This window comes from Paenibacillus sp. Pae15, assembly GCF_024519685.1.
GTDB classification, from domain to species: Bacteria; Bacillota; Bacilli; order Paenibacillales; family NBRC-103111; genus Paenibacillus_G; species Paenibacillus_G naphthalenovorans.
Genome location: NZ_JALJRM010000019.1, coordinates 24,434 through 45,707, shown reverse-complemented (window position 1 = coordinate 45,707; position 21,274 = coordinate 24,434). Strand labels below are relative to the sequence as shown.

Sequence of the window (21,274 nt, the reverse complement as noted above, 5' to 3'; positions counted from 1 at the left end):
AATCAGTTCCCCTACTGTATCATACCGAATTTCCCGCCAGCATATAACCACAATCAAGCAGATTCAAACGACGGTTTAGAAAAAAACTCTGAACAAAGCTTTTGCTGAAGATACGTGTTATCTTTTTCGCTAAAAAAAAACGAAGCCGCCTTTCCGCAGCTTCGTTTAGCGTTATCGTTATCCGGCTTGACCTGCTCTCAGTCTTCCAGCCGCTTTAATGCTGTCATAATAATCAGGGCTGCCGCTGAGCAGCCAGTTCCGGTGGCCTACAGCCGTTTCGTCCCGCTCCGGCTCGCCGTATGGCCATTCCTCGCCGATGCCTTCGACGTAGTCTTTCATCAGCATCAGAAAAGCTGCGCTCCACTGCCGCGTTCCTTTAATGGTCGGAACCAACGGGTAATATTTGTCATATGCCGCCCGAATCAGCGTATGGACGACTTCCTGCAGCACACCCGGAATATCCGCTTCCTCTACCCTTGCGGCAAGCTCGGCCGGGAGCTCCTTCTCATCTGTGGAGGCGTGCCGTTCATATTGCTCGGGCGTTACAAACCCTTTTTTCATAGCTATCCACAGCTTCATCCGGTCAAGCGCAGGCTTGTACGCCTCAGGTACCGATACCGTCAGCTCCGGCTTCGGATCGTCCAAATTAATCACAAACGATTCTTCGAATTTATTCAACTTTACGTTTCCGCGTACACCCAGCCATCTTAAAGCAAGCAGTGCGTGCGTTCTGGCTTTCGGATCGATTTCCTCATTGCGGCAAACTCTGCGAAGCAGCTTTTCGCTTCGAGGATCGGGTACCATGCACAGCAGACGGACCGCCGTGAGCACCGACTCCGCATCTTGTTCGAGCCATACCTTGACCTGCTCAAAAACATTGTCAAGCGGTTCCGACATTAGCCAGTCGAGCTCAATCCTCCGGTCCGCATATTCGGAGAGGCTCAGGATCCCCTGCCGCTTAAGCAGCTCTTCACCGTAGCGTTCGACCAAATCGCGATACGATTGCTCCAATTCCTCAGCCATTTGTGCCAGCGCCTGCTTTTCTTCTGCGCTCAAGCCGCCGCGGGTAAGCATCCTGCGCAGCCATTCCGCCATGGCTCCGGGATTTTGCCGCCACATCATCAAAGCAAAGGATATCATGTCCTTGTCGTAGGCAACGCCTTGCTGCATAGCAAAACGGGCAAGTATCGTTTGTACATCATACTCTTTGCGCATCAGGCTCAAGGCCAGCACAAGGCCGTTCCAGGCGTTCCCGTTCTCCTGATTCTCTACAATCGCACGATAAAAACAAAAGGCAGCCGCCCCGTATGACTCCGCCTGCAAGTATTGTCGGCCCAAATCCCCGAATTGACTCATCCAAATGTTCGCCCCCATGTGAAGTTGGAATATATGACAAGTATACATGACAACCTAGCCTTAAGAAAGCTTAGTTCAGGATTTGAGCATGCTAAATGCGTAACAGCATGATCGGAGGCGAAGACGTTGTCTTATTACTGCGCAGTATGCAACGGTATGGAATCGCTTGAATGCGCTTGTCCCGTTTGCGGGCATCCGGCTCAGGATGAAGGTAAGCTTAGCGATTTTTACGGCCCTTATTCCCCTTACCGGAATATAGATGATTTAAAATTAACGAACGGTTTTATCGACCTGGAACAGCATATTTGCGTCCATTCCATCTACTGCCCGGAGTGCGGCCGGTCATCACCACAACCGGTGCGGGAAACCAATCAACTCCATTAAAAAAAGCTGCAGCTTCCATTAGGCAAGCTGCAGCTTTTTGGCTTTACGTCCGTACTTCATCTTTAACATTTTCTCGAACAGCTGCTTGACCATCCGAATTTCGGAAGCATCCAGCTTCATAATCGAGAAATAAGATTGTACTTTTTCATCCTCTATGAACTTGTCCCATGTCAGCACCACATTTTGGGCCATCGCTTCGTCCAGGCTCGACAAAATCTGTTTTTTAATGCCTCCGGTACATATTTTAAATGGATCCTTGCCATAATATTTTTCAGAAGCGGCCGCCTCCGGCTTCATTCGAAGCAGCTGCACCGCATTGAACGCATCATCGAGCGCGGAATGGTGCTGGCCGATGGGCTGCAGCTCATAATCCGCCAACGCTTTGTGCAGCCCGCCTTCGAAAAACGAGGTCATGTCGATCAGATTGGCAAGCCACTTGTCAGCGACTCCGTTGATTTTACAATCCACGAACAAATGAAAATAATCGTTGCCTCCCCAAGCCAGCATCTTATATTCATCTCCGCAAAAATCAATAAACTTGTCAATCACGGTTCGAAACCCGTCACTTTGAAGCAAGGTTTCCTTAGGAATTCCGGTAAATTGCAAAGCGAATTTATTTAAGCGGAAGTTGGGCCGGATGTAGCTTTGGAATGTATCCACAATCTCCAGGCGTTCGTTCAGCTTTACAGCCCCGATCTCGATAATTTCCATGGGATGTATGTCATAATGCTTTCTGCCGTTAAACTCCAAATCGATCACGATATAATGCATGCTGTGTCTATCACCTCGTCTCTAAGCATACCACGATCAGCCCGTGTTTCCTACCTTCATTCATTGCCATTTCCGAGCAGCTTCCATGATTTTTGCCCTTCATCTCTTTTTGCTCATCCTGTCTCTATGGGGGGCGATTGCAACCATTCACGCTATGGAGCGTTTAAAACCGTCTTAAATAATGAGAAAAATAGAAATAAAAAAGAAGCGCCATGATTTGCAACTGGCGCTTTTAACTCCCTTGAAATAGATGCTGCTTCCTTAGTTGTCTGTTTTTTGACCAACGACCGTTCCTGTCCATTCTTCGTAGCATTTGATTACGGCGCTCATATCTTCGCCGCCCCAGCCGCTGTTGCAGGCGGTTTGGAACACCTGCTTGACCGAAGACAGCACAGGCACGGGAACCTGAAGCGACTCCGCCAGCCGGTTGGCCAGTTTCAGGTCCTTATGCATCAGCTGTGTCATGAATTGGGCCGAGAAATCGCGGCTTAGCATTTTGGGACCCTTCATCTCCGCCATTCCGCTGCGTCCTCCGCCGCCGGCAAGCACCTCCAGAAAACGCTCGGGGTCTCCGCCGGCTTTTTGAATCATCACCAGGCTCTCGGCCAGTGCCAACAAGTTGGCCGCAACCAGCATGTTATTCGCAAGCTTGGTGTTCGACCCGGCTCCGCTGCCTCCCATGTAGACCGCTTTTTTGCCCATAATGTCAAAGAAAGGGGCACATTGGTCGAAGATTTCGCTCTTCCCTCCAACGATGAACGTCAGATTGCCTTCAATAGCTTGCGGCTCGCTTCCCGTCACCGGAGCATCCAGCATTTCTACTCCGTAAGCGGCCAAGGCTTGTGCCAGCTTCTGGCTCGTTTCCGTATAAATGGTGCTGCAATCCACCACAATCCGAGGCTTGCTGCCAGCAGACGAGGCGCATGCGGAAACGATCCCCTGTTCTCCCAGATAGACCTCCTCAACGGCCCGATCATCCGTAAGCATGGTAAAAACAATATCCGCCTGCTGCGCCGCTTCAGCCGGTGATGCCGCGATCCGGACGGACGGGAGACCTTCAAAATCTTTGGTTTTGTCACGATTGCGGTTATAGACCGTGAGAGGATAGCCTGCTTTATGCAAATTCAGCGCCATCGGCTTACCCATTGTACCCAATCCAATAAATGCTAGTTTCAACTGTGATTCCTCCATTTCCCCGAGATTCAGATCAGATATAACGGCAGTCCATAATAAAGCCTGTCCAAGCGGATTTCCAATATTTCCAAAACGAACAATCATTTTTATCATATCATATTGTTGAATGACCAGACAATTTAACAGCTTGGCAGTTGCACCGCTTCTATATCCTTCCTGTATACGGTTTCAATTTGCATGGATCGGTTCGTTGGCGGGCTTATTGTATGTGGTTTTCATTTGGCAGGCAAGGGAGGGGGCTTACCCAATGCCGGGCAGGCCCCTTTGACTTCTGGCATATGATCAAACGGAAGCACGGAACAGGTCGGGCACATACTCGATTTTGGACTGCGCCACGATCGTTAATTGCTTATTCTGGGGATCGTAGGCCACAGGACCGTCCTTGACGTAAAACCATACTTTCTTCGTCGGCTGATCGTCGGATTCATAAAAGACAAACACGTTCAGCTCGCTTTTCCATCTCAGGATTTCCTCTACGTTCGAATCCGGAGGCACACTCAGGGTGAATTTGTAGTTGTCTCCCGATTGCTCCAGTTTATATTCGACGGACTGCTTACCCGTATCGATAAACGTTCTGCCGCCCACCGCATGTTTGACCAAAAGGGTTTCCTTCATGACATATCTCCTCCTTAAGGCAGATCGATCAGCATGAAGAACGCTTCTTCATCCGCCGCGATGGTCATCTTGGACAACGCTTCAATTCTGGCCGTATCTCTGGGTTCCAGTGGGGTGCCGTCTACTGTCAACCGTCCCTCGATGACAAAGAGAAACACACGCCGTCCTTCTTCTTGTTGGAAAATGATTTGTCTGTCCTTCTCCAATCTGCTCAAGTATATGGTCATGTCTTGATGAATGGCCGCCGCTCGATCCGATCCCTGACGGGAAACGACAGGCAGCAGCGTATTGTTCATCCGCTTCGGATCGTAGCTGCTCGTTTCATAGGAAGGAGCAAGTCCCCGCTCGCTCGGCATAAACCACAGCTGCAAGAGCTCCAGCTCCTCGGTCTCCGAAGCGTTATACTCCGCGTGAATCATCCCGCTCCCCGCAGTCATTCGCTGAATTTGGCCGGCAGAAGTCACGGCCACATTGCCCAAATTATCCTCATGCTTGATGGCGCCGCTCAGCACAATCGTGACGATCTCCATATCGCTGTGCGGATGGGGGCCAAACCCGCGGCCTGCCGCTACTACATCGTCATTGCACACACGCATGACCCCAAAGCTTGTATTGTCCGGGTCGTAATACGCGCCAAAGGAAAAACTGGGACGGCTGCGCAGCCATCCGAGATCCATAGCATAGCGGGATTCCGCAGGATATACCTGTATCATTGAGGATCTTCCTCTCCATAGGGGTTGTTGATCAGCTTAACCTCATTGTAAGCGGTAGGACCATTTTCTTCAATCTATAACAACCGGCCGGCTGTCCCTCGACAACCGGCCGGTTTCGCGTTTTGGTATGATATTATAAAACGGCTGCGGCCAATATTTCCGCGATATCCTTTGTTTTGACCTGCTCATCCACATTCTTGAGCTTTGCGCCGTCACTCATCATCGTGAGACAGTAAGGACAGGCGCTGCTGATCAGGGTGGGACTTACCGCCATGGCTTGTTCCACTCTGGCTACGTTCACGCGTTTGCCGGCGGTTTCTTCCATCCACATCATCCCGCCGCCCGCTCCGCAGCACATGCCGTTCTCCCTGGTTCTTTCCATTTCTACCAACTCCACTCCGGGTATGGCTCTCAGAATGTTTCGCGGTTGTTCATATACTTGATTATAGCGGCCCAAGTAACACGAATCATGGTACGTAATCCGTTCTTGGACTTCCCTTACAGGAACCAGCTTCTCTTCTTTGACCAGCTGCTCCAGCAATTCCGTGTGGTGATAAACATCCGCTTCCAGTCCGAATTCCGGATATTCATTTTTCAATGTATTATAGGTATGAGGACAAGCCGTTACTATTTTTTTGACGTTGTATTTTTTAAATATCTCTATATTCTCTTTACATAGCTCCTGGAATAAAAATTCATTGCCGAGCCGACGCGCGGTATCCCCCGAGTTTTTTTCCTCTTCGCCAAGAACAGCAAAATTGACATTCGCTTTGTTTAACAGCTGAACCAAGGAACGAGTCACTTTATTGTTTCTATTATCATAAGAACCCATCGAGCCGACAAAATAAAGCACCTCGAAACCGGGATTTTCTTTCACGGTCGGCACGTGTACATCCTCTGCTTCCTCTTTCCACTGAAAACGATCCTTTTTACTAAACCCCCACGGATTTCCCTGTCTCTCAATATTCTGAAGCGCACGCTGTCCTCCCGAAGGTATGCTTCCCTGCATCAGAACAAGCTGGCGGCGCAGATCGATAATTTTATCCACGTGTTCGTTGCCGACCGGGCATTGATCCTCGCAATTTCTGCAGGTGGTGCATTCCCAAACTTCTTCTTCACTCATGACATCCCCGATCAATTGGACGTCTTCGATTTTTTTGTCCGTCATCGTCCAGCCCAGCTTCTGCCTCTGCATCGTCGGGGCGATATCGGTAACGGCATGCTCCGGAAACGATTCCGAGTGATCCGGAGGCTGGAACGAATGCGAACCCTCGGTACCGAATACAAAGCTTGGAACCCAAGGCGACTTGGAGGTCAAAAGCCGGCCCTTCTCCGTCAAATGATCACGCAGCTTCACGATCATATGCATAGGAGATAAAGACTTTCCGGTATTGGAAGCCGGACAAACATTGGTGCATCTTCCGCATTCCACGCAAGCATAAAAATCCAGCATTTGCTTTTGCGTAAACTCTTCGATGCTCGAAACACCGAACGATTCGGCATTCTCGTCTTCCAAATCAAGCGTTTTCAACTTTCCTGCCGGCTCGCTTTTCTTTAACCATATATTGAGCGGTGCCGTAATAATATGAAAGTGCTTGGATTGCGGGACATAAATCGCAAAGGACAGCAGGATCACAAGATGAATCCACCAAAAGGTGTAGTACAGAACATAAGCCGTCTGCGAGGATCCCCCTTCAAATAGAAGAGAAATGGAAGAAGAGACCGGTGCATACCAGGAAAATCCATGCTGCAGTACGGCTCGCTCTAACGCCAGCGTGAACAGAATGGAAAGCATCAGCGAAAAAATGAACAGGAGCACAATGCTGGGCTTCCATCCTTTTTTGAGCCGCTTCACCTTCTCGATATACCTTCGGTAACCCGCATAGCCTGCAGCCAATAATACCAGCAGCACGGTGATTTCCTGCATCAGGGAGAACGTGTCGTATCCCGGAATGGGCAGCGGTTTCCCGGATAGTCCTTTGTAGATTAAATCGACAGCGCCGAATTGTAATATAATAAAGCCGTAAAAGACAATGACATGCATCCATCCACTTTTTCGATCTTTTAACAGCTTCTTTTGCCCGAAAACCTCGGCTGAAAACGCCTTCAGGCGTTCTTTAGTATTCCGTGGAATGGATGCAGGCTTGCCCAAACGAATATAAGTGTACCGTACATGAACGGCCTTAAATGCCAAATAGAGCGCAATTCCGGTGACCACTAAAAACGAAAAAAAATGAATGGGAGCCCACATAGCAATCTCTCCTAATTTTCCGGTATCGCCAAAATTGGTTTTTTACTTGTTCTCGACCATCTTATGATGGATTTGCCGGACTCAAGATCTGATGTCTGACGTAATTCAGATGCTTCATGAAGGCCTCACAGGCCTCTTCTTTATTTTTCTTTTTGAATGCATCCAGGATGGGCTTGTGCATTTCGGCAAGCTCCTGTAAATCGCGGAAATAAAACTGGCCGGTAAAATACCAGATGCGGCTCATCTTATTCGTGATATCCTCCCACACTTGATACATGAAGGAATGTTCGGCGATTTTATATATTATGCTGTGAAAAGCCACGTCATTCAGTCTCATTTTGTCAATATCGTCTGTTTTGCCCGCCTCAACCATATTGTTATAAATGTCCTCCAAGGCGGCGACATCCTCATCCGTAATCCGCTCAATGGCCCGGCGAATGGCAAATACTTCGATCACTTCCCGAAAGGTGTAGATTTCCTCTATATCTTTCTTGGAAAAATTCGAAACATAGGTTCCTTTATTCCCATGGGTGACAACGAGTTCATCCCTGCGAAGAAGTCCTAAAGCTTCGCGCACCGTGCTTTGGCTGACGCCGTAGGTTCTGGCAATCTCCAGTTCGATGATCCGGTCTCCGGATTTCAGCTCGGATCGGATAATGGATTCCTTGATCGACTCATACACCTGTTCGGCAAGTGATTTGTAAACGACTTTCTTTTTGATCATAGACACATCCTTTACGCGGGATACCGGTCATGGTTGAGCTGTCCCATTCCCAAGCAGCTTATCCAATCGACTATATTTTACCGTATTCCCGCATGATTTCAAATTCTGCGGCCTGATCGGTATCCAACACCGGGTCGGTCAGTTCGCCAATCTTCTCCGGAACTCTTCGGTCAGGAGAGGAACGATTTCAAACAAATCGCCGACGATCCCGTAATCCGCAATCTGAAATATCGGAGCCTCCGGGTCTTTATTGATCGCAATGATGACCTTGGAGTTCGACATCCCGGCCACATGCTGTATCGCTCCAGAGATCCCGCATGCGATATAAAGGTCGGGTGTAATCACCTTTCCCGTTTGACCGATCTGCATCCCATAGTCGCAGTAGCCTTCGTCACAAGCGCCTCTGGAAGCTCCCGTCGCTCCGCCGAGAACGGAAGCCAGCTCATTCAAAGGCCCGAAGCCTTCTTTGCTTTTCACGCCCCGCCCCCCTGAAATGACGATTTTCGCTTCGGCTAAATCGATCGCGCCCGTAGACTTCAGCACAATGTCGCGGATCACGGTTTGTACATCCACATTGTCCGCTTCACAAAAGACGACTTCCTGCACCTTGGGCGACGGTTCCGCCTTGAAGTTGTTCGGACGTATCGTGACGAACATGTTCTCTGTCGTAAACCGTTTTTTCTCGAAAGCTTTACCCGCATAGATCGGGCGTATAAAGCTCAGATCATGGCCATCCAACTCCACATTCGTACAATCTGAGATCAAACCGTATCCGAAACGGGAAGCGATTCTCGGAGCTACGTCCTTCATATTCACGGTATGTCCTGCGAGGATGACATCCGGGTTCGTTGCCTGAATCACTTTCCGGTAGGCATGATAGTAGATGTCGGCCTGATATCTGTCGAATTGGGGATCGGCGAACACCATCACCTGATCCGCACCATGCTGCCCTAATACCTCGGCATACCGGGATGCCTGGCTTCCGAACACCGCCGCAACCAAGCTCCCGTCTCCGGCAATTTTTTGGCCGATGGACAGCGCCTCTAAAGATACCTGACGGAGTACGGAGCCTTTCATTTCCGTAAAAACCAGCACGTTTCTGTTCATCGCTCTTCTTCCTCTCTAAAAGATGGATGTTTTTTCAAACAAGATGTTCACCAAAGCATGAGCTGCACCATTTGAATCCTGATGATCGATGAACCGGCATGCCTGCCTTTTGGGAGGCAGGTAACGGCTCACTGTTTCCGTCTTTGGGGTGCTGTCCAATACGCCAAGCTCCTCGAAGCGGATCGTCTCGATCGGCTTTTTCTTCGCCTTCATAATATTGGGTAGCGACGGGTATCGCGGTTCGTTAAGACCCTGCTGACAGGTGATCAGTATGGGAAGCTTGCTTTCGATTTTATATACGTCGCCCTCTACATCTCTCTCGATGTGAACCCGGTCCGATTCCACCGCCAATTGAATCACGGATGTGACATGAGGGAGCATGAGTTCTTCCGCCAGGCGAACCCCTACTTGTCCCGCCCCGTTATCGATCGATTGATTTCCGGTCAGAATGATATCGATGTCCTTATCCTTTAAGTAATGGGCCAGCGTCTTGGAGATGACATATTCGTCGCCTTCCGCTCCGCTGATCCTCACGGCCTTGTCGGCTCCCATGGCCAAAGCATGCCGAAGGGCGGTTTCCACACGCTCCGGACCGATCGTGACCACGGTTACCTCTCCTCCGAATTGTTCGCGCAGCCTTACCGCTTCCTCCACCGCATATTCATCATATGGATTAATAATCCAATTCGCCTGATCTTCCACGATATTCCCGTTTTCCAGCCTGATTTTCTCTTCCGTATCGAAGGTTTGTTTCAAACATACCCATATATTCAAGCCGATCCCTCCCCGTGCTTGCTTTCTTATTAACGATGCTTAAATACAGGCTTGCGTTTTTCAAAAAAGGCGTTGACGCCTTCTCTCACATCATCGGTTTCATGAACTTGCTGAAAAAGCCCGCGTCCGAACGCATCGAAATCATGCTTTGAACCGAGGTACTGATTTACCGCCCGTTTGGCCGCCTGTACCGCGGCGGCAGGAAGGGAAGCAAGCCGTTGGGCAAGCTCTTCAACCGCTTCGGCCAGACGCTCCGCAGGCACGATTTCCGTAGCCATTCCTATGCTTTTGGCTTCCGCAGCCTGAATCACGCTGCCGGTAACCATCAGCTTCATGGCATGGCCGGAACCCGCAATGTCGATCATTCGTTCCAGCCCGCCATTTCCCGGAAATACGCCTCTGGTGACTTCGGGAAATCCGATTTGGGCATTTTCCGCAAAAATCCTGAAATCGAAGGCCACGGCAAGCTCAGCGCCTCCCCCCAGGGCATTGCCTTGAATGCAAGCGATGGTCGGCTGCGGGGCGTTTAGAATCGAACGCAGCATCAGATGGCCCTCATCCCACGCTTTACCGGACGCCTTGTTTTCAATCCGCTCCGGAAATTCCTTCATGTCGGCTCCACAGCAAAAATGCGGGCCTTCCGCTGCAAACACGATCACACGAACGTTGGAATCCTGGGACACTCGCGAAAACACATCTTTAAGCTCTCTCTTCACCTGATTGGACAATACATTCATTTTGGGATTGGAAAGTGAAATGCGGGCAATCCCGTCAGCCACCGATTTGATTTGGACGTACATGGGATCATCACCCCTGCAATATTCTCCGGGTCGGCCATACATAATAATCCGTTGTCATCTTACCCTCGCTGCATTGAACCCGGATGCTTTTCTTCCAATCGCGATCGTTTTTCTCGGGAAAATCTTCTCTGTAATGACAGCTTCGGCTTTCCTTTCGTTCTCTGGCGGAAAGGACGATGATTTTTGCCGTGATGATCATATGATGCAATTCCTTCGCCTTGGCGAACAGACTGTCATCGATATGATACTTACCGCTCATCAGGTCCGTCTCCAGGCCGCATAAAAAATCCCAGGCTTCCGAAAGCCTCTGCTCGCTTCGGATCACCAGACAATTTCGGTGCATCATGTCTCTCACCGAATCGGCGGCTTTCTCTATGCTTTTCGTTCCATGAACGCTCTTCCGAAGCCATGCCCGATAGCTGTCCATCCGATCTGCCGCTTGAAGCTGCGGATCCGGCTTCGTGGTTTGGCGCTTTGCATATTGCGCAGAAGCCGTACCCGTCCGGTGGCCGAATACCTGCCCTTCCGCCAGGGAGTTGCCTCCCGGCCGGTCCGGTCCACGCAGTCCGCCCGCCGTCTCGCCGGCAACGTACAGTCCCGCAATAGCCGTCTCGCCGTTCATATTCAAAATCTGGACTCCCCCGTTGTTGCACTGGGAAATCAGTCCGATCTCGAATGCATCCTTGTCCAGATCCGTCCCCTTGCTTTTCAGCACGCGTTTGGTTTTGGGCATTTTCGACTCGATCAAATCATCGGTCCCCGGTCTTTTTTTATACCACACCCCGCCTCGGGGGGTCGGATGGTTTTCTGACTCCCGCTGAATCGAGGTATCCAGATAGAATGAAACGTTGGATACGGAGAACGGAAACACTTTTTCCTTATATACCTCTTCAACCGTTACGCCTTCCGGAAGGATATCCTTAAAAATCGATTCCCCCTTCCCGTTCGTAAGCTCGGGATTCGTTTTCCAGACCGGGCCGGAGAGAAGCGTAATGGACGGAAACAAGGAAGCCGGTCCGATCTGCACAAACTCCATATTGATCAAGGGAAGCCCCAACTGATAGGCCATGGCATAACCGTCGCCTGTCATATCCGGGGTACCTACGCCATATTTATAAATACCATGGGAACCCCCGCAAGCAAAGATGACGGCCGGTGTCCGGTAAAGCACGATTTCCTGCGTCTGCCGATGCCAGCCCAAGGCCCCGGTCACCTTTTTATCGGCGTCAGTCAATATGTCAAAGATCATCATATCTTCATCCACGGGCACATCGAGCGCTTTTAGCCTTTTTGCCAAAATGGCAAGAATGTGTCTTGCGGTGACTCCGTTTACCCGGCAGGTTCTGGGATACGTTGCATAGTCGCTCATGCCTTGAACCAATTTCCCGTTCGGCTGTTTATCAAACTCCAGTCCCAGATCGATCAGGTCATAAATCCGGTCCGGCACTTCATGCGCTAATCCCCACACCAGTTCGGGATCAATGAAGCCTTCCCCGGATTCCATCGTATCGGAATAATGAATTTCCGGATGGTCCCGCTCATCCCCGTGACCGATCGCCGCTGCGATGGAAAGCAATTCAGAGAAAGCCGTAGCCGTTGATCCGCTTTTTAACCATTGGGATTTGACCGCCATCCTGACATCGGCCCCAGCCTGTTTGGCCGAAAGCGCCGCACGGGCTGCCGCCCCGCCGCCTCCGACCACAAGGACATCCGCATCAATTTCTTTAGCAATCCTTTGTTTGGACATGATTTGGTCTCCTTACTCAAAAATATGGGAAGACATCGGCCTGACTGCCGGATCAATGGTCACCGGGAAATCGATATAAGGCAAAATTTCCTTCTCTATATCGATTCCCGGAGCGTATTCGGCGAGAACCAGGCCTTCTTCACCCAACCGGAATACGGCTCTCTCTGTAATGTATAAAGGTGCCTGCCCTTTTTGTCTGGCGGCATCGGCATTGAATGTCAAATGCTCTACCTGCGGGATAAACTTCTTATGCCGTCCTTCCTTCACAACAGCCAGCTTCCCGTCGCGAATTCGGACTTCGAGTCCTCCGCTCGTCAGCGTGCCGCAAAACAAGATTTTCTTTGTACGGTGAACGATATCGATAAAGCCGCCCGAACCGCGAAAAATGCCGTTAAACTTGCTGACGTTGACATTGCCGGCTCCGTCAATTTGCGCAAAGCCAAGCAGACTGGCCGACAAGCTTCCGCTATGGTAATAGTCAAAGGCTTGCGGAGAAGTGAGAATGGCCGTCGGATTGATATGTGCTCCGAACACTTCCTCCCCCATCGGAATCCCGCCGACGGCGCCGTGCTCCAGAGAAAACGTAACCTGATCGAAAAAATGCTCTTCGATTAATAACTGCGGCAAGGAAACCGGAATACCGACCCCCAGATTGACAACGGAGCCCGGGGCCAATTCTTCCGCAGCCCTGCGCAGTATAATCTTTCTGGTGTCCAGGGGAAGCGGCTCGGCTATGTCATCGATCGGGGCCTTGATCTCTCCCGTCCAGCTCGGATGATGATATTCGAGCAGACTTTGCTTTTGCTCAGGATCAATCACGACGGCATCGACTAAAATACCCGGAACGGCGATGGAACGCGGATGCATCGAACCTTTGGCGGCAAGCCTCTTGGCTTGAACAATAACGTATCCCCCGTTAGCCTTGGCAGCCATCGCCATCTCTAAGCCGGCCAGCGTCACCGGTTCATGCTCCAGGGAGACGTTGCCGTCCTCATCGGCCGTCGTTCCGCGGATGATTGCAGCATGGACAGGCAGCGGACGGTAATAAAGATATTCTTCTCCAGCCACCTCGATAACCTCATTCAGACTCTCCGTCGTTCTTTCGTTCAGCCTTCCCCCTTCAATCCGGGGATCCACATACGTTTGCAGTCCGACCTGCGTGAACATGCCTTTATTGCCGCCGGCCATGCTCCGGATGAGATGGAATAACGTTCCCATGGAGAAGCTGTACGCTTCAATTTGATTGCTGCGGATCATTTCCGTAATCCTGGGGCTTTCCTTGACATTAAAGCTTCCGCTGATCAGCCTTTTCAGCATGCCGGGCTTTGCCAGATGATCCAGTCCCGTCGTTCGTTCTTTATCCCATCCGACACGAACCGGGGAAATGACCGTCAGGTTGGAAGGACTGCCGCAGCTATCGAACCGATGGCCCAGAGCCGAGATGACTTTTTCCGGGCATAGAATCGAAATCAGGCCCCCGATAGTAATCGTCGAATCATCGGGAATGTTCGCTACGGCTTCTTCCGCCGTCATGACCTTGGAGCGAGTCGTTACGCTTCTCTGGTATGCAGACATTGTCTCTTCCCCCTCCTTTCTTGCTAGATTTCATACTTGCGCAGGTCAAATAAGTCAGCCGTGAGCTTTCCCTGCTTCAATTGTTCGATGACCGTTTTTTCAAACTCGGCCTTCTCTTGAGCCGCCCGCACGATCTCTTCCAGCCGGTTGGAAGGAACCACGGCTACGCCGCTGGCATCGGCAAGAATAATATCTCCCGGATGGACGACCGTACCTCCCGCAACGATCGGAGCATTTAGCCTGCCGGTATTTTTTTTCTCCGCTTTTTTGATCGATACCGAGTGCGTGAATACCGGGAATCCAAAATCGATGATTTGTTCAATGTCCCGGACGCTGCCGTCGATCACGAGCCCCTTAATATTGCGTTCCATAGCTGCAATGGTGAGAATTTCTCCCCAATAGCCCGCTTCATAGTGCTGATTCGTTGTCGCGACCAGCACATCCCCCGGTTTGGCGCTGGCCACGGCCAGATGCAGCATCAGGTTATCTCCGGGGTGGCACTTGACCGTCAGTGCAGGCCCGCAAAGCTTGAAGCGGCGGTCCAGCGGCTTGATATTCGCCGTCATGGCGTGTTCATTGCCTGTCAGGCAATCGGAAACAATCGCCGCATCGAACTGTACCAATTGTTCGGTTAACGCAGCCGCGCTTTGATCAATCATCCTTCTTCTCATCTCCCTGTGAGATTGTCTTTTACTTCCGCTGATCGAATTTTCTTTGGAGTACGGCTGCGGCCAGCATCGTCTTGTGAACCTGCACCGTACCGCCCGCAATCGAGGCCGCACGGACACAGCGGTAGTACCACTCCAGCGGGTATTCTCGTGAAAAGCCGTATCCTCCATGAAGCTGCAGGCAATCGTCCGTAATTTTTTTCGCGGCTTCCGCAACATAAACCTTGGCTATACTCACGGACGTCTTATCGATTGCGCTGTCGAGCACCTCGGCGGCCGCCTTATAAAGCAGAGTCCGGGCAGCTTCCAGCTGCAGATACATGTCGGCAATCATCCACTGCACACCCTGAAACTCACAGATCTCCTTTCCAAACTGCCTGCGCTCTTTCACGTACTGGCAGGTACGATCGAAGGCCGCTTGCGCAATGCCCAGCGTTTGGGCCGCATAGCCGAGACGCACTCCGTTATACACGCCCATTAAGGCTTTAAATGCATTTTTGGTCACCAGTACATTTTCTTTCGGAACAAGCGCTTCATCAAAATAAAGCGCGGTCTGGTATTCGCCGCTCATATTTTCCTCGGCTACTCCGACCGAAAAGCCCGGCGTTCCGCGTTCCACCAGGATGGCCCCGATATCGGACGGTTTGCCCGAATTGCCGAATCGGGCGTACACGACAAACGCATCCGCAAGATGCCCTTCGCTGACAAAGATTTTCGAGCCGTTCAGCTTGTAATAATCGCCGCTTTCCACAGCCGTCGTTTTCAGATCGGTAGCCGCACTCCCCGCATCCGGCTCACTCATGCCCAAAGCGACGTAATATTTACCCGCCGCAATTTTGGGCAAATATTTACTCTTCTGCTCCGGAGTCCCCAGATGATTTATAAAATTGGCGATGCCCGGACCCGTATGATACACCATCCGTCCGCTGGTCGGACATACTTTGCACAGCTCCTCGATAATCAGCATCGCACTGAATAAATCCAGATTCATCCCGCCGTATTCTTCAGGCAGCGTAATGCCGAGAAATCCATGCTCGGAGAGCATCTCCGCGTTTTTCCAGAAATCCTCGCCCTCCAGCCAATGCTTGGCCGGCGTCAGCTTGCGCGAGGCGAATTCCCGCGCAACCGCCTGCCATTCCAACTGCTCTGCTGTCAATTCGTAGCCCATTGGTCAACTCTCCCAAAATATCATAGTAAATTGGCACACGGCGTCATCCGCTTTATTTCGAGCTTGAATATACGACTTTAAGTGCGGTCAAGAAATCCTTGCCTGTCGAACCGATGGAATACGGGCCGACGGCAGAATGCTTCAGCCCCCCGAAGGGAACGTGAGATTCGCTGATCGTTCCATTGTTGATATGGATCATGCCGGTCTCGATTTCTTCCACGGCCTGTTCCGCATACGGCATATGATGCGTAAAGCAGGACACAGCCAGACCGTATTCACTGTTATTGGCCACTTGAACGGCTTCATCAAAGCTGTCCACCGGTATCACGACAAGGACAGGACCAAAGATTTCTTCCCGGGCAATTCTCATGTCCGGCGCTGCATTCGTAAATACCGTCGGCTCATAATAATAGCCTCCGTTCACCCCCGACGGCCTTTTCCCCCCGGCCGCCAAAACGGCGCCCTCCTCTAGCCCGATGCGCACATATTGCTCCACCGTATCCAATTGGTCTTGACTGACCAGCGGGCCCATGTTCACTTTGTCCGACATCCCGTCACCTATGACGTATTGGGCCAGCTTTTCCGTCAAAGCCCGGGTGACCTCTTCGACTCTCGATCTTTGTACGACAATCCGGCTGATCGAGGTGCATCGCTGTCCGCTCGCCGCGAAGGCTGCGGCCAAGATCTGATCGACGGCTCCGTTCACATCCGGATAGTCATAAATAATGCCGGCATTTTTACCGCCCATCTCCAGCTGCACTTCGATCAGACGTTCCGCCGCCAGTTTGTATATACCGGACCCGACGGCCGTTGAGCCGGTGAAGGTTACGCCTTTGACCAGCGGATGCGAGACGAGCGTATTTCCCACGCTTCGGCCCGAACCGACAATCAGGTTCAGCACGCCTGCCGGAAGCCCCGCTTCTTCGAACAATTCAATGATTTTCGCGCCCATCGCCGCCGTCACCGTTGCTGGCTTAAATACAACGGTGTTCCCGGCGGCCAGCGCCGGAACGATTTTACGAAGCGGAGTCACCAGCGGGAAATTCCAGGGAGAAATGGCGGCAATCACCCCTTTGGGGACACGGATCGTCCTGACATGAATCCCCGCACGCTCGCTTGGAAGCGTTTCTCCCGTCAATCGAAGCGCTTCTCCGGCGGAGTAGCGCGCCTCGTTGATCGCTTTCGTAATTTCACCGTGGGCTTCCTTGATCGGCTTCCCCATTTCTCGGGTGAGCAGTTCAGCCACTTCCTGCCTTCTTCTCTCCAGGACATCAATAACGTTGTAGATCTTCTCGGCACGTTTGACGGCAGGCACTTTAGACCAGGTTTGAAAGGCCTCGTGAGCAGACTCCACAGCCTGAATCGTTTCTTCTTTCGTAGCATTGGTTACAACAGCTACGATCTCACTGGTATTTGCCGGGTTTTCTCTCTGGATGATTTCTCCGGATTCGGATGCAACCCAACGTCCACCGATATAATTGTTCACCTGGATAGCGGTTTGCTGTGCGTTTCCCATTGTGGATTCCCCTTATCTGATTTTTTCGATCATTCTCCGTAAGTCCGCCGTTGTGCAATCCTTCGGATTGGCACTCGTCATCCCGGATTCAAAGGCTTCTTTCGCGATCACATCCAGCTCGTCATCGGATGGATGCAGACCCAAAGCGGTTAACGTCGTAGGGATTTCCAAATCGTGAATCAACTGTTCCACCGCAGTAATGGAACGTTCGGCAGCCTCGCGCAAGCTTAAGCCTTCCACATTCTCGCCAAGCGCGACCGCAATATCTCTGAACTTCTCATAGTTGGTGCTTACGTTGTATCTCATGACGACGGGGAGCAGCAGTGAATTGGCAAGGCCGTGCGCAACGCCCAAACGTCCTCCGAGCGGATGCGAGATGGCATGAACCGCTGCGATTCGTCCCCAAATGAACGCCGCACCGGCGATCGTAGATGCGAGCATCATATGCGATGCGGCGTTCAGGTCCGCCCTGCGTGCCACGAATGGGCGCAGATGCCGTCCGATTAACCGGATCGCATACAATCCGAACGCTTCGGTAATCGGCTGCGCCTGATTGGAAGTATACGATTCGATCGCATGGCTTAACGCGTCCATGCCTGTGATCGCCGCCACCCCTCGTGGCACGGTGGTCAGTAATTGAGGGTCGAGAATAGCCGCTTTGGCATGCAGGTGTTGACTTAGAATCCCCATTTTATAATGGCGTTTGTTATCTTTTAGTACGGTAGCATGGGTCACCTCCGATCCGGTGCCTGCCGTCGTCGGTATGGTGATGATCTCAGGGCCCTTGTTCGGAATTTTGTCTTTTCCTTCATATTGAGTCAGGTCTCCGGCATTCACGACGGCAATGGATACCCCTTTGGCCGTGTCGATAGAACTGCCTCCACCCATACCGATGAGTGCATCGCATCCGTTCTCGATATACAGGTTTTTCACATGCTGCACAATCTCGATGGTAGGGTCCGGTTCTACCTCCGTGAAAGTGAAGAATTCAATTCCCGCACTGCTGAGCAGGCTTTCCACACGCTTCAAATTACCGGATTGCACGATCCCTTTATCCGTACAAATCAATACTTTTTTGTAGTTGTACTTACGGATAATCGTCGGCAGTTCGTTAATTTTGTTTACTCCGTAGTAAATTTGCGTATGCAGACCAAATTCAAAGGAATCCAAGACGAGGTTCATCGGTTCACGACCTTTTGTTTATTTTTATCGATTATCGATAATCTATAATGAATTAATCATATCAAAATTGCCGTCATTCGTAAAGATGATTTTTGGCCCTTGCTTTTCATTAATGCGCTCCTAAATAGGCATTTTTAATCTCGTCGAGCAGTTTGGACGCATCGTCGTTGGCCACGATCCTGCCGGCCTCCAATACATATCCGCGATGGGAGATGGCCAGGCTTTGTCTCGCGTTTTGTTCGACCAGCAGCACCGTAGTGCCGCTTTGATTGATTTGCTTAATCGCTTGAAACATATTTTGAACAATGACCGGAGCCAGCCCAAGGGAAGGCTCATCGAGCAGCAGCAGTTTAGGCTTTGCCATCAGTCCTCTTCCGATCGCACACATCTGCTGCTGCCCTCCGGAAAGCGACCACCCCAGCCGATCCATCAACGGGATAAGATCGGGAAAGATCTGGGTAATCTCCTCGATATCCTGATTCACGATATGCATGGGAACCTTCCTGCCGGTTGCTCCTAGGATTAAATTTTCCCTGACCGTGAGCCCGGGGAAAATTTTTCTTCCCTCAGGCACATGAACCAGTCCCCGGCGGACGATTTCTTCCGGTGCGATGTGATCAATCGGTTGTCCCATAAACTCGATCGTTCCGGTTTTCGGGCGAATCAGCCCGGAGATCGTTTTGAGCGTTGTGGACTTGCCGGCTCCGTTCATACCGAGCAGAGCCACGATTTCCCCTTCCCTGATCTCAAGTGAAACATTGCGAAGCGCAACAATCTCGCCATATCTTGTTTCGATCCCGTTAAGTCTCAGCACGCACAAATTCCTCCCCGAGATAAGCTTTAATCACTTCCGGATCATTCAATACTTGTTCCACGGATCCTTCACTGATTTTTTTACCGAAGTCCAGTACCGTAATGTAATCGGCCACTTGCGAAACCAGCTGCATGTCGTGTTCAATCAGCAGCATCGTAATGCCGAGCTCGTTCATCCGTTTGATCAGCTTGATCAGCTCCTGCGTTTCTTCCGGATTCATCCCTGCAGCCGGTTCATCCAGGAAAAGCAAATCGGGTTCCGCTGCCAGCGCTCTGGCGATCTCCACCAGCCTTTGTTGTCCATAGGAGAGATTCTTCACTTTCTCAAAATAGTTATCGAACCCTACAAAAGCGAGCGCTTCTTCCGCCCTGGCCCTGATCTTTCTTTCTTCCTCCCGGGCGGATCTGGAATTCAGCATCACATGGAACAGATTCGCTTTGGTCCGGGTATGCTGGCCGATCATGACGTTATCGATAACCGAAAGCTCGGGAAACAAACGAATATTTTGAAACGTTCTTGCGGCTCCCATTTGTACGATCAGGTGAGGCTTATGATTGGTGATCTCTTTTTCGCGATATTTGACAATCCCTTCGGTCGCCGTGTAGATCCCGCTTAATACGTTAATCACGGTCGTCTTGCCGGATCCGTTCGGTCCGATAAGCACGTGAATATCGCCCTTTTTCACATTAAAATTAACGCCGTCAACCGCTTTGACGCCCCCAAAATGCTTCTTTAAGCCTTTTACCTCAAAAATCACTTGATCCTCTCTTATTGGAGTTGCAGCATTGGCTTGCTCCAGATAAGACAGGCTCTTTCCTTCAACAAACTTGATCGCGCCGGCCTTTTCCGGACTGCCGCCCCTGCTTTTCTTTTTGATGAGCCGGCCATAAAGACCGCTGACCACTCCCCAAATCCCGTTCGGCAAAAAAATCAGGAACACGATAATCAAACCGCCATAAATCGCCAAATAGTATTCTTTAAAAGACCTCAGCCATTCCGGCAGCCAGGTTAACAATATGGTACCTACAAGCGCACCGATAATGGAATCCGCTCCTCCGGTAATCAGCATCGCAAAAAACGTGACCGATTGTTCAAAGATAAAGACATCCGGGCTGATATAGCCGTAGCCCGATGCGTACAAAGCTCCGCCGATCCCGCCCAATGTGGAGCATATGGCAAACGCCAGCATTTTCGTTTTGAACAGGTCCACGCCTGCGACCGATGCGGCAAGTTCATCTTCGCGCAGCGCGAATAATGCCCGCCCCAGTCTTGAATGTTTCAAACGGTAAACAAAGAGGATGCACAGGAATAAAACGGCCAGGCAGAACCAGTAGAACCATTTTGCATCCTCTATGCCGAACGGACGGGGAATGCTGCTTAATCCGTCGGCACCGCCGGTAACCCCCTTCCAGTTATGAAGCACAAGCTGGATAATGATTTGAAATCCTATCGTAACTAACGCCAGATAGTGGGTGACCAGCCGAAGAGAGATCGCGCCCAGGAATAATCCCGTTACGACCGGAATGACTAAGGCCAATACGACTCCGGCCCAATACGGCAAGCCGAACAGCACCGTCGTTGATGCAAGAGAATAAGCTCCCAATCCGAAGAAAGCCGCTTGGGCCAGCGAGATTTGTCCGGCATACCCCATCCCTACCGTCAATCCCAGCGTAGCAAAGCAAAATACCGTTGTCCGCAATAATTCCGTCATATAGTAGTTGCCCAGGCGTCCCCCCGGCAGTAAAAAAGGGAGACAAAAGGCAAAAACGACAAGCACCAGACCCACTACAATGAAAATGGGCTGCGCCGGCTTTAAGCTTTTCAGTTCTTTTTCCATACCGCCACTGCTTTGTATCGATTGGGTTTGCATGGTTTTGGTTTGCATAGACACACTCCCTACTCATGTATTGCATCA

The 21,274-nt window shown here is 51.0% G+C and carries 19 protein-coding genes; 1 reads left to right on the top strand and 18 read right to left on the bottom strand.

Annotated features, from left to right (window positions below; translation table 11 throughout):
* Positions 1 to 177: 177 nt before the first annotated feature.
* On the bottom strand, positions 178 to 1,356 hold the full coding sequence (locus tag NR121_RS16255) for a HEAT repeat domain-containing protein (RefSeq protein ID WP_256831478.1): 1,179 nt from the start codon (positions 1,354 to 1,356) through the stop codon (positions 178 to 180).
* 126 nt (positions 1,357 to 1,482) lie between these two features.
* On the opposite strand from NR121_RS16255, the gene NR121_RS16250 reads away from it, so the two are divergent.
* Complete coding sequence (locus NR121_RS16250; protein WP_062409025.1) at positions 1,483 to 1,740, top strand: hypothetical protein; 258 nt, start codon at positions 1,483 to 1,485, stop codon at positions 1,738 to 1,740.
* A gap of 18 nt (positions 1,741 to 1,758) precedes the next feature.
* On the opposite strand, the gene NR121_RS16245 is transcribed toward NR121_RS16250, so the two are convergent.
* From NR121_RS16245 to NR121_RS16165, 17 genes are all read right to left on the bottom strand, one after another.
* Complete coding sequence (locus NR121_RS16245) at positions 1,759 to 2,511, bottom strand: 3'-5' exonuclease (protein WP_137670284.1); 753 nt, start codon at positions 2,509 to 2,511, stop codon at positions 1,759 to 1,761.
* A gap of 261 nt (positions 2,512 to 2,772) precedes the next feature.
* A complete protein-coding gene (locus NR121_RS16240; protein WP_160327378.1) occupies positions 2,773 to 3,687 on the bottom strand; it encodes an NAD(P)-dependent oxidoreductase in 915 nt (304 codons plus the stop codon).
* A gap of 300 nt (positions 3,688 to 3,987) precedes the next feature.
* Positions 3,988 to 4,320, bottom strand: coding sequence for a hypothetical protein (locus NR121_RS16235; protein ID WP_054817929.1), 333 nt, complete (start codon positions 4,318 to 4,320; stop codon positions 3,988 to 3,990).
* A 14-nt stretch (positions 4,321 to 4,334) separates the two neighbouring features.
* On the bottom strand, positions 4,335 to 5,033 hold the full coding sequence (locus NR121_RS16230) for a pirin family protein (protein WP_062409029.1): 699 nt from the start codon (positions 5,031 to 5,033) through the stop codon (positions 4,335 to 4,337).
* A gap of 133 nt (positions 5,034 to 5,166) precedes the next feature.
* Positions 5,167 to 7,284 carry a (Fe-S)-binding protein gene (locus NR121_RS16225; protein WP_074727542.1) on the bottom strand — a complete coding sequence of 706 codons (2,118 nt, stop codon included), beginning with the start codon at positions 7,282 to 7,284 and terminating at the stop codon, positions 5,167 to 5,169.
* A 61-nt stretch (positions 7,285 to 7,345) separates the two neighbouring features.
* Complete coding sequence (locus tag NR121_RS16220) at positions 7,346 to 8,008, bottom strand: GntR family transcriptional regulator (protein WP_062409031.1); 663 nt, start codon at positions 8,006 to 8,008, stop codon at positions 7,346 to 7,348.
* Positions 8,009 to 8,146: 138 nt separating this feature from the next.
* Positions 8,147 to 9,115, bottom strand: coding sequence for an electron transfer flavoprotein subunit alpha/FixB family protein (locus tag NR121_RS16215; protein WP_137670279.1), 969 nt, complete (start codon positions 9,113 to 9,115; stop codon positions 8,147 to 8,149).
* A 15-nt stretch (positions 9,116 to 9,130) separates the two neighbouring features.
* Positions 9,131 to 9,889, bottom strand: coding sequence for an electron transfer flavoprotein subunit beta/FixA family protein (locus tag NR121_RS16210; RefSeq protein ID WP_137670278.1), 759 nt, complete (start codon positions 9,887 to 9,889; stop codon positions 9,131 to 9,133).
* Positions 9,890 to 9,918: 29 nt separating this feature from the next.
* On the bottom strand, positions 9,919 to 10,689 hold the full coding sequence (locus tag NR121_RS16205; protein WP_171005898.1) for an enoyl-CoA hydratase/isomerase family protein: 771 nt from the start codon (positions 10,687 to 10,689) through the stop codon (positions 9,919 to 9,921).
* A gap of 7 nt (positions 10,690 to 10,696) precedes the next feature.
* Complete coding sequence (locus NR121_RS16200; RefSeq protein ID WP_062409035.1) at positions 10,697 to 12,436, bottom strand: FAD-binding protein; 1,740 nt, start codon at positions 12,434 to 12,436, stop codon at positions 10,697 to 10,699.
* 12 nt (positions 12,437 to 12,448) lie between these two features.
* Complete coding sequence (locus NR121_RS16195; protein ID WP_074727541.1) at positions 12,449 to 14,011, bottom strand: acyl CoA:acetate/3-ketoacid CoA transferase; 1,563 nt, start codon at positions 14,009 to 14,011, stop codon at positions 12,449 to 12,451.
* 23 nt (positions 14,012 to 14,034) lie between these two features.
* On the bottom strand, positions 14,035 to 14,670 hold the full coding sequence (locus NR121_RS16190) for an RraA family protein (protein ID WP_256831476.1): 636 nt from the start codon (positions 14,668 to 14,670) through the stop codon (positions 14,035 to 14,037).
* A gap of 31 nt (positions 14,671 to 14,701) precedes the next feature.
* The gene (locus NR121_RS16185) at positions 14,702 to 15,847 is read right to left on the bottom strand and encodes an acyl-CoA dehydrogenase family protein (protein ID WP_062409038.1); all 1,146 of its coding nucleotides are present in this window, start codon (positions 15,845 to 15,847) and stop codon (positions 14,702 to 14,704) included.
* A 52-nt stretch (positions 15,848 to 15,899) separates the two neighbouring features.
* Positions 15,900 to 17,363: an aldehyde dehydrogenase family protein gene (locus tag NR121_RS16180; protein WP_062409039.1), complete on the bottom strand. Its 1,464-nt coding sequence runs from the start codon at positions 17,361 to 17,363 to the stop codon at positions 15,900 to 15,902.
* A 12-nt stretch (positions 17,364 to 17,375) separates the two neighbouring features.
* Complete coding sequence (locus tag NR121_RS16175) at positions 17,376 to 18,545, bottom strand: iron-containing alcohol dehydrogenase (RefSeq protein ID WP_062409040.1); 1,170 nt, start codon at positions 18,543 to 18,545, stop codon at positions 17,376 to 17,378.
* A 109-nt stretch (positions 18,546 to 18,654) separates the two neighbouring features.
* A complete protein-coding gene (locus NR121_RS16170; RefSeq protein ID WP_082660787.1) occupies positions 18,655 to 19,359 on the bottom strand; it encodes an ABC transporter ATP-binding protein in 705 nt (234 codons plus the stop codon).
* Positions 19,346 to 21,244, bottom strand: a complete 1,899-nt coding sequence (locus NR121_RS16165; protein ID WP_201023614.1) for a branched-chain amino acid ABC transporter ATP-binding protein/permease — start codon at positions 21,242 to 21,244, stop codon at positions 19,346 to 19,348. Before NR121_RS16165 ends, NR121_RS16170 begins: the two co-directional genes overlap by 14 nt.
* Between the last annotated feature and the right edge of the window lie 30 nt (positions 21,245 to 21,274).

Coding starts and splice junctions, on each gene's coding strand:
- NR121_RS16255 (WP_256831478.1), bottom strand. CDS start 1,356: ATGAGTCAATTCGGGGATTTGGGCCGACAATACTTGCAGGCGGAGTCA.
- NR121_RS16245 (WP_137670284.1), bottom strand. CDS start 2,511: ATGCATTATATCGTGATCGATTTGGAGTTTAACGGCAGAAAGCATTAT.
- NR121_RS16235 (WP_054817929.1), bottom strand. CDS start 4,320: ATGAAGGAAACCCTTTTGGTCAAACATGCGGTGGGCGGCAGAACGTTT.
- NR121_RS16230 (WP_062409029.1), bottom strand. CDS start 5,033: ATGATACAGGTATATCCTGCGGAATCCCGCTATGCTATGGATCTCGGA.
- NR121_RS16225 (WP_074727542.1), bottom strand. CDS start 7,284: ATGTGGGCTCCCATTCATTTTTTTTCGTTTTTAGTGGTCACCGGAATT.
- NR121_RS16220 (WP_062409031.1), bottom strand. CDS start 8,008: ATGATCAAAAAGAAAGTCGTTTACAAATCACTTGCCGAACAGGTGTAT.
- NR121_RS16215 (WP_137670279.1), bottom strand. CDS start 9,115: ATGAACAGAAACGTGCTGGTTTTTACGGAAATGAAAGGCTCCGTACTC.
- NR121_RS16205 (WP_171005898.1), bottom strand. CDS start 10,689: ATGTACGTCCAAATCAAATCGGTGGCTGACGGGATTGCCCGCATTTCA.
- NR121_RS16200 (WP_062409035.1), bottom strand. CDS start 12,436: ATGTCCAAACAAAGGATTGCTAAAGAAATTGATGCGGATGTCCTTGTG.
- NR121_RS16195 (WP_074727541.1), bottom strand. CDS start 14,011: ATGTCTGCATACCAGAGAAGCGTAACGACTCGCTCCAAGGTCATGACG.
- NR121_RS16190 (WP_256831476.1), bottom strand. CDS start 14,670: ATGATTGATCAAAGCGCGGCTGCGTTAACCGAACAATTGGTACAGTTC.
- NR121_RS16185 (WP_062409038.1), bottom strand. CDS start 15,847: ATGGGCTACGAATTGACAGCAGAGCAGTTGGAATGGCAGGCGGTTGCG.
- NR121_RS16180 (WP_062409039.1), bottom strand. CDS start 17,363: ATGGGAAACGCACAGCAAACCGCTATCCAGGTGAACAATTATATCGGT.
- NR121_RS16175 (WP_062409040.1), bottom strand. CDS start 18,545: ATGAACCTCGTCTTGGATTCCTTTGAATTTGGTCTGCATACGCAAATT.
- NR121_RS16165 (WP_201023614.1), bottom strand. CDS start 21,244: ATGCAAACCAAAACCATGCAAACCCAATCGATACAAAGCAGTGGCGGT.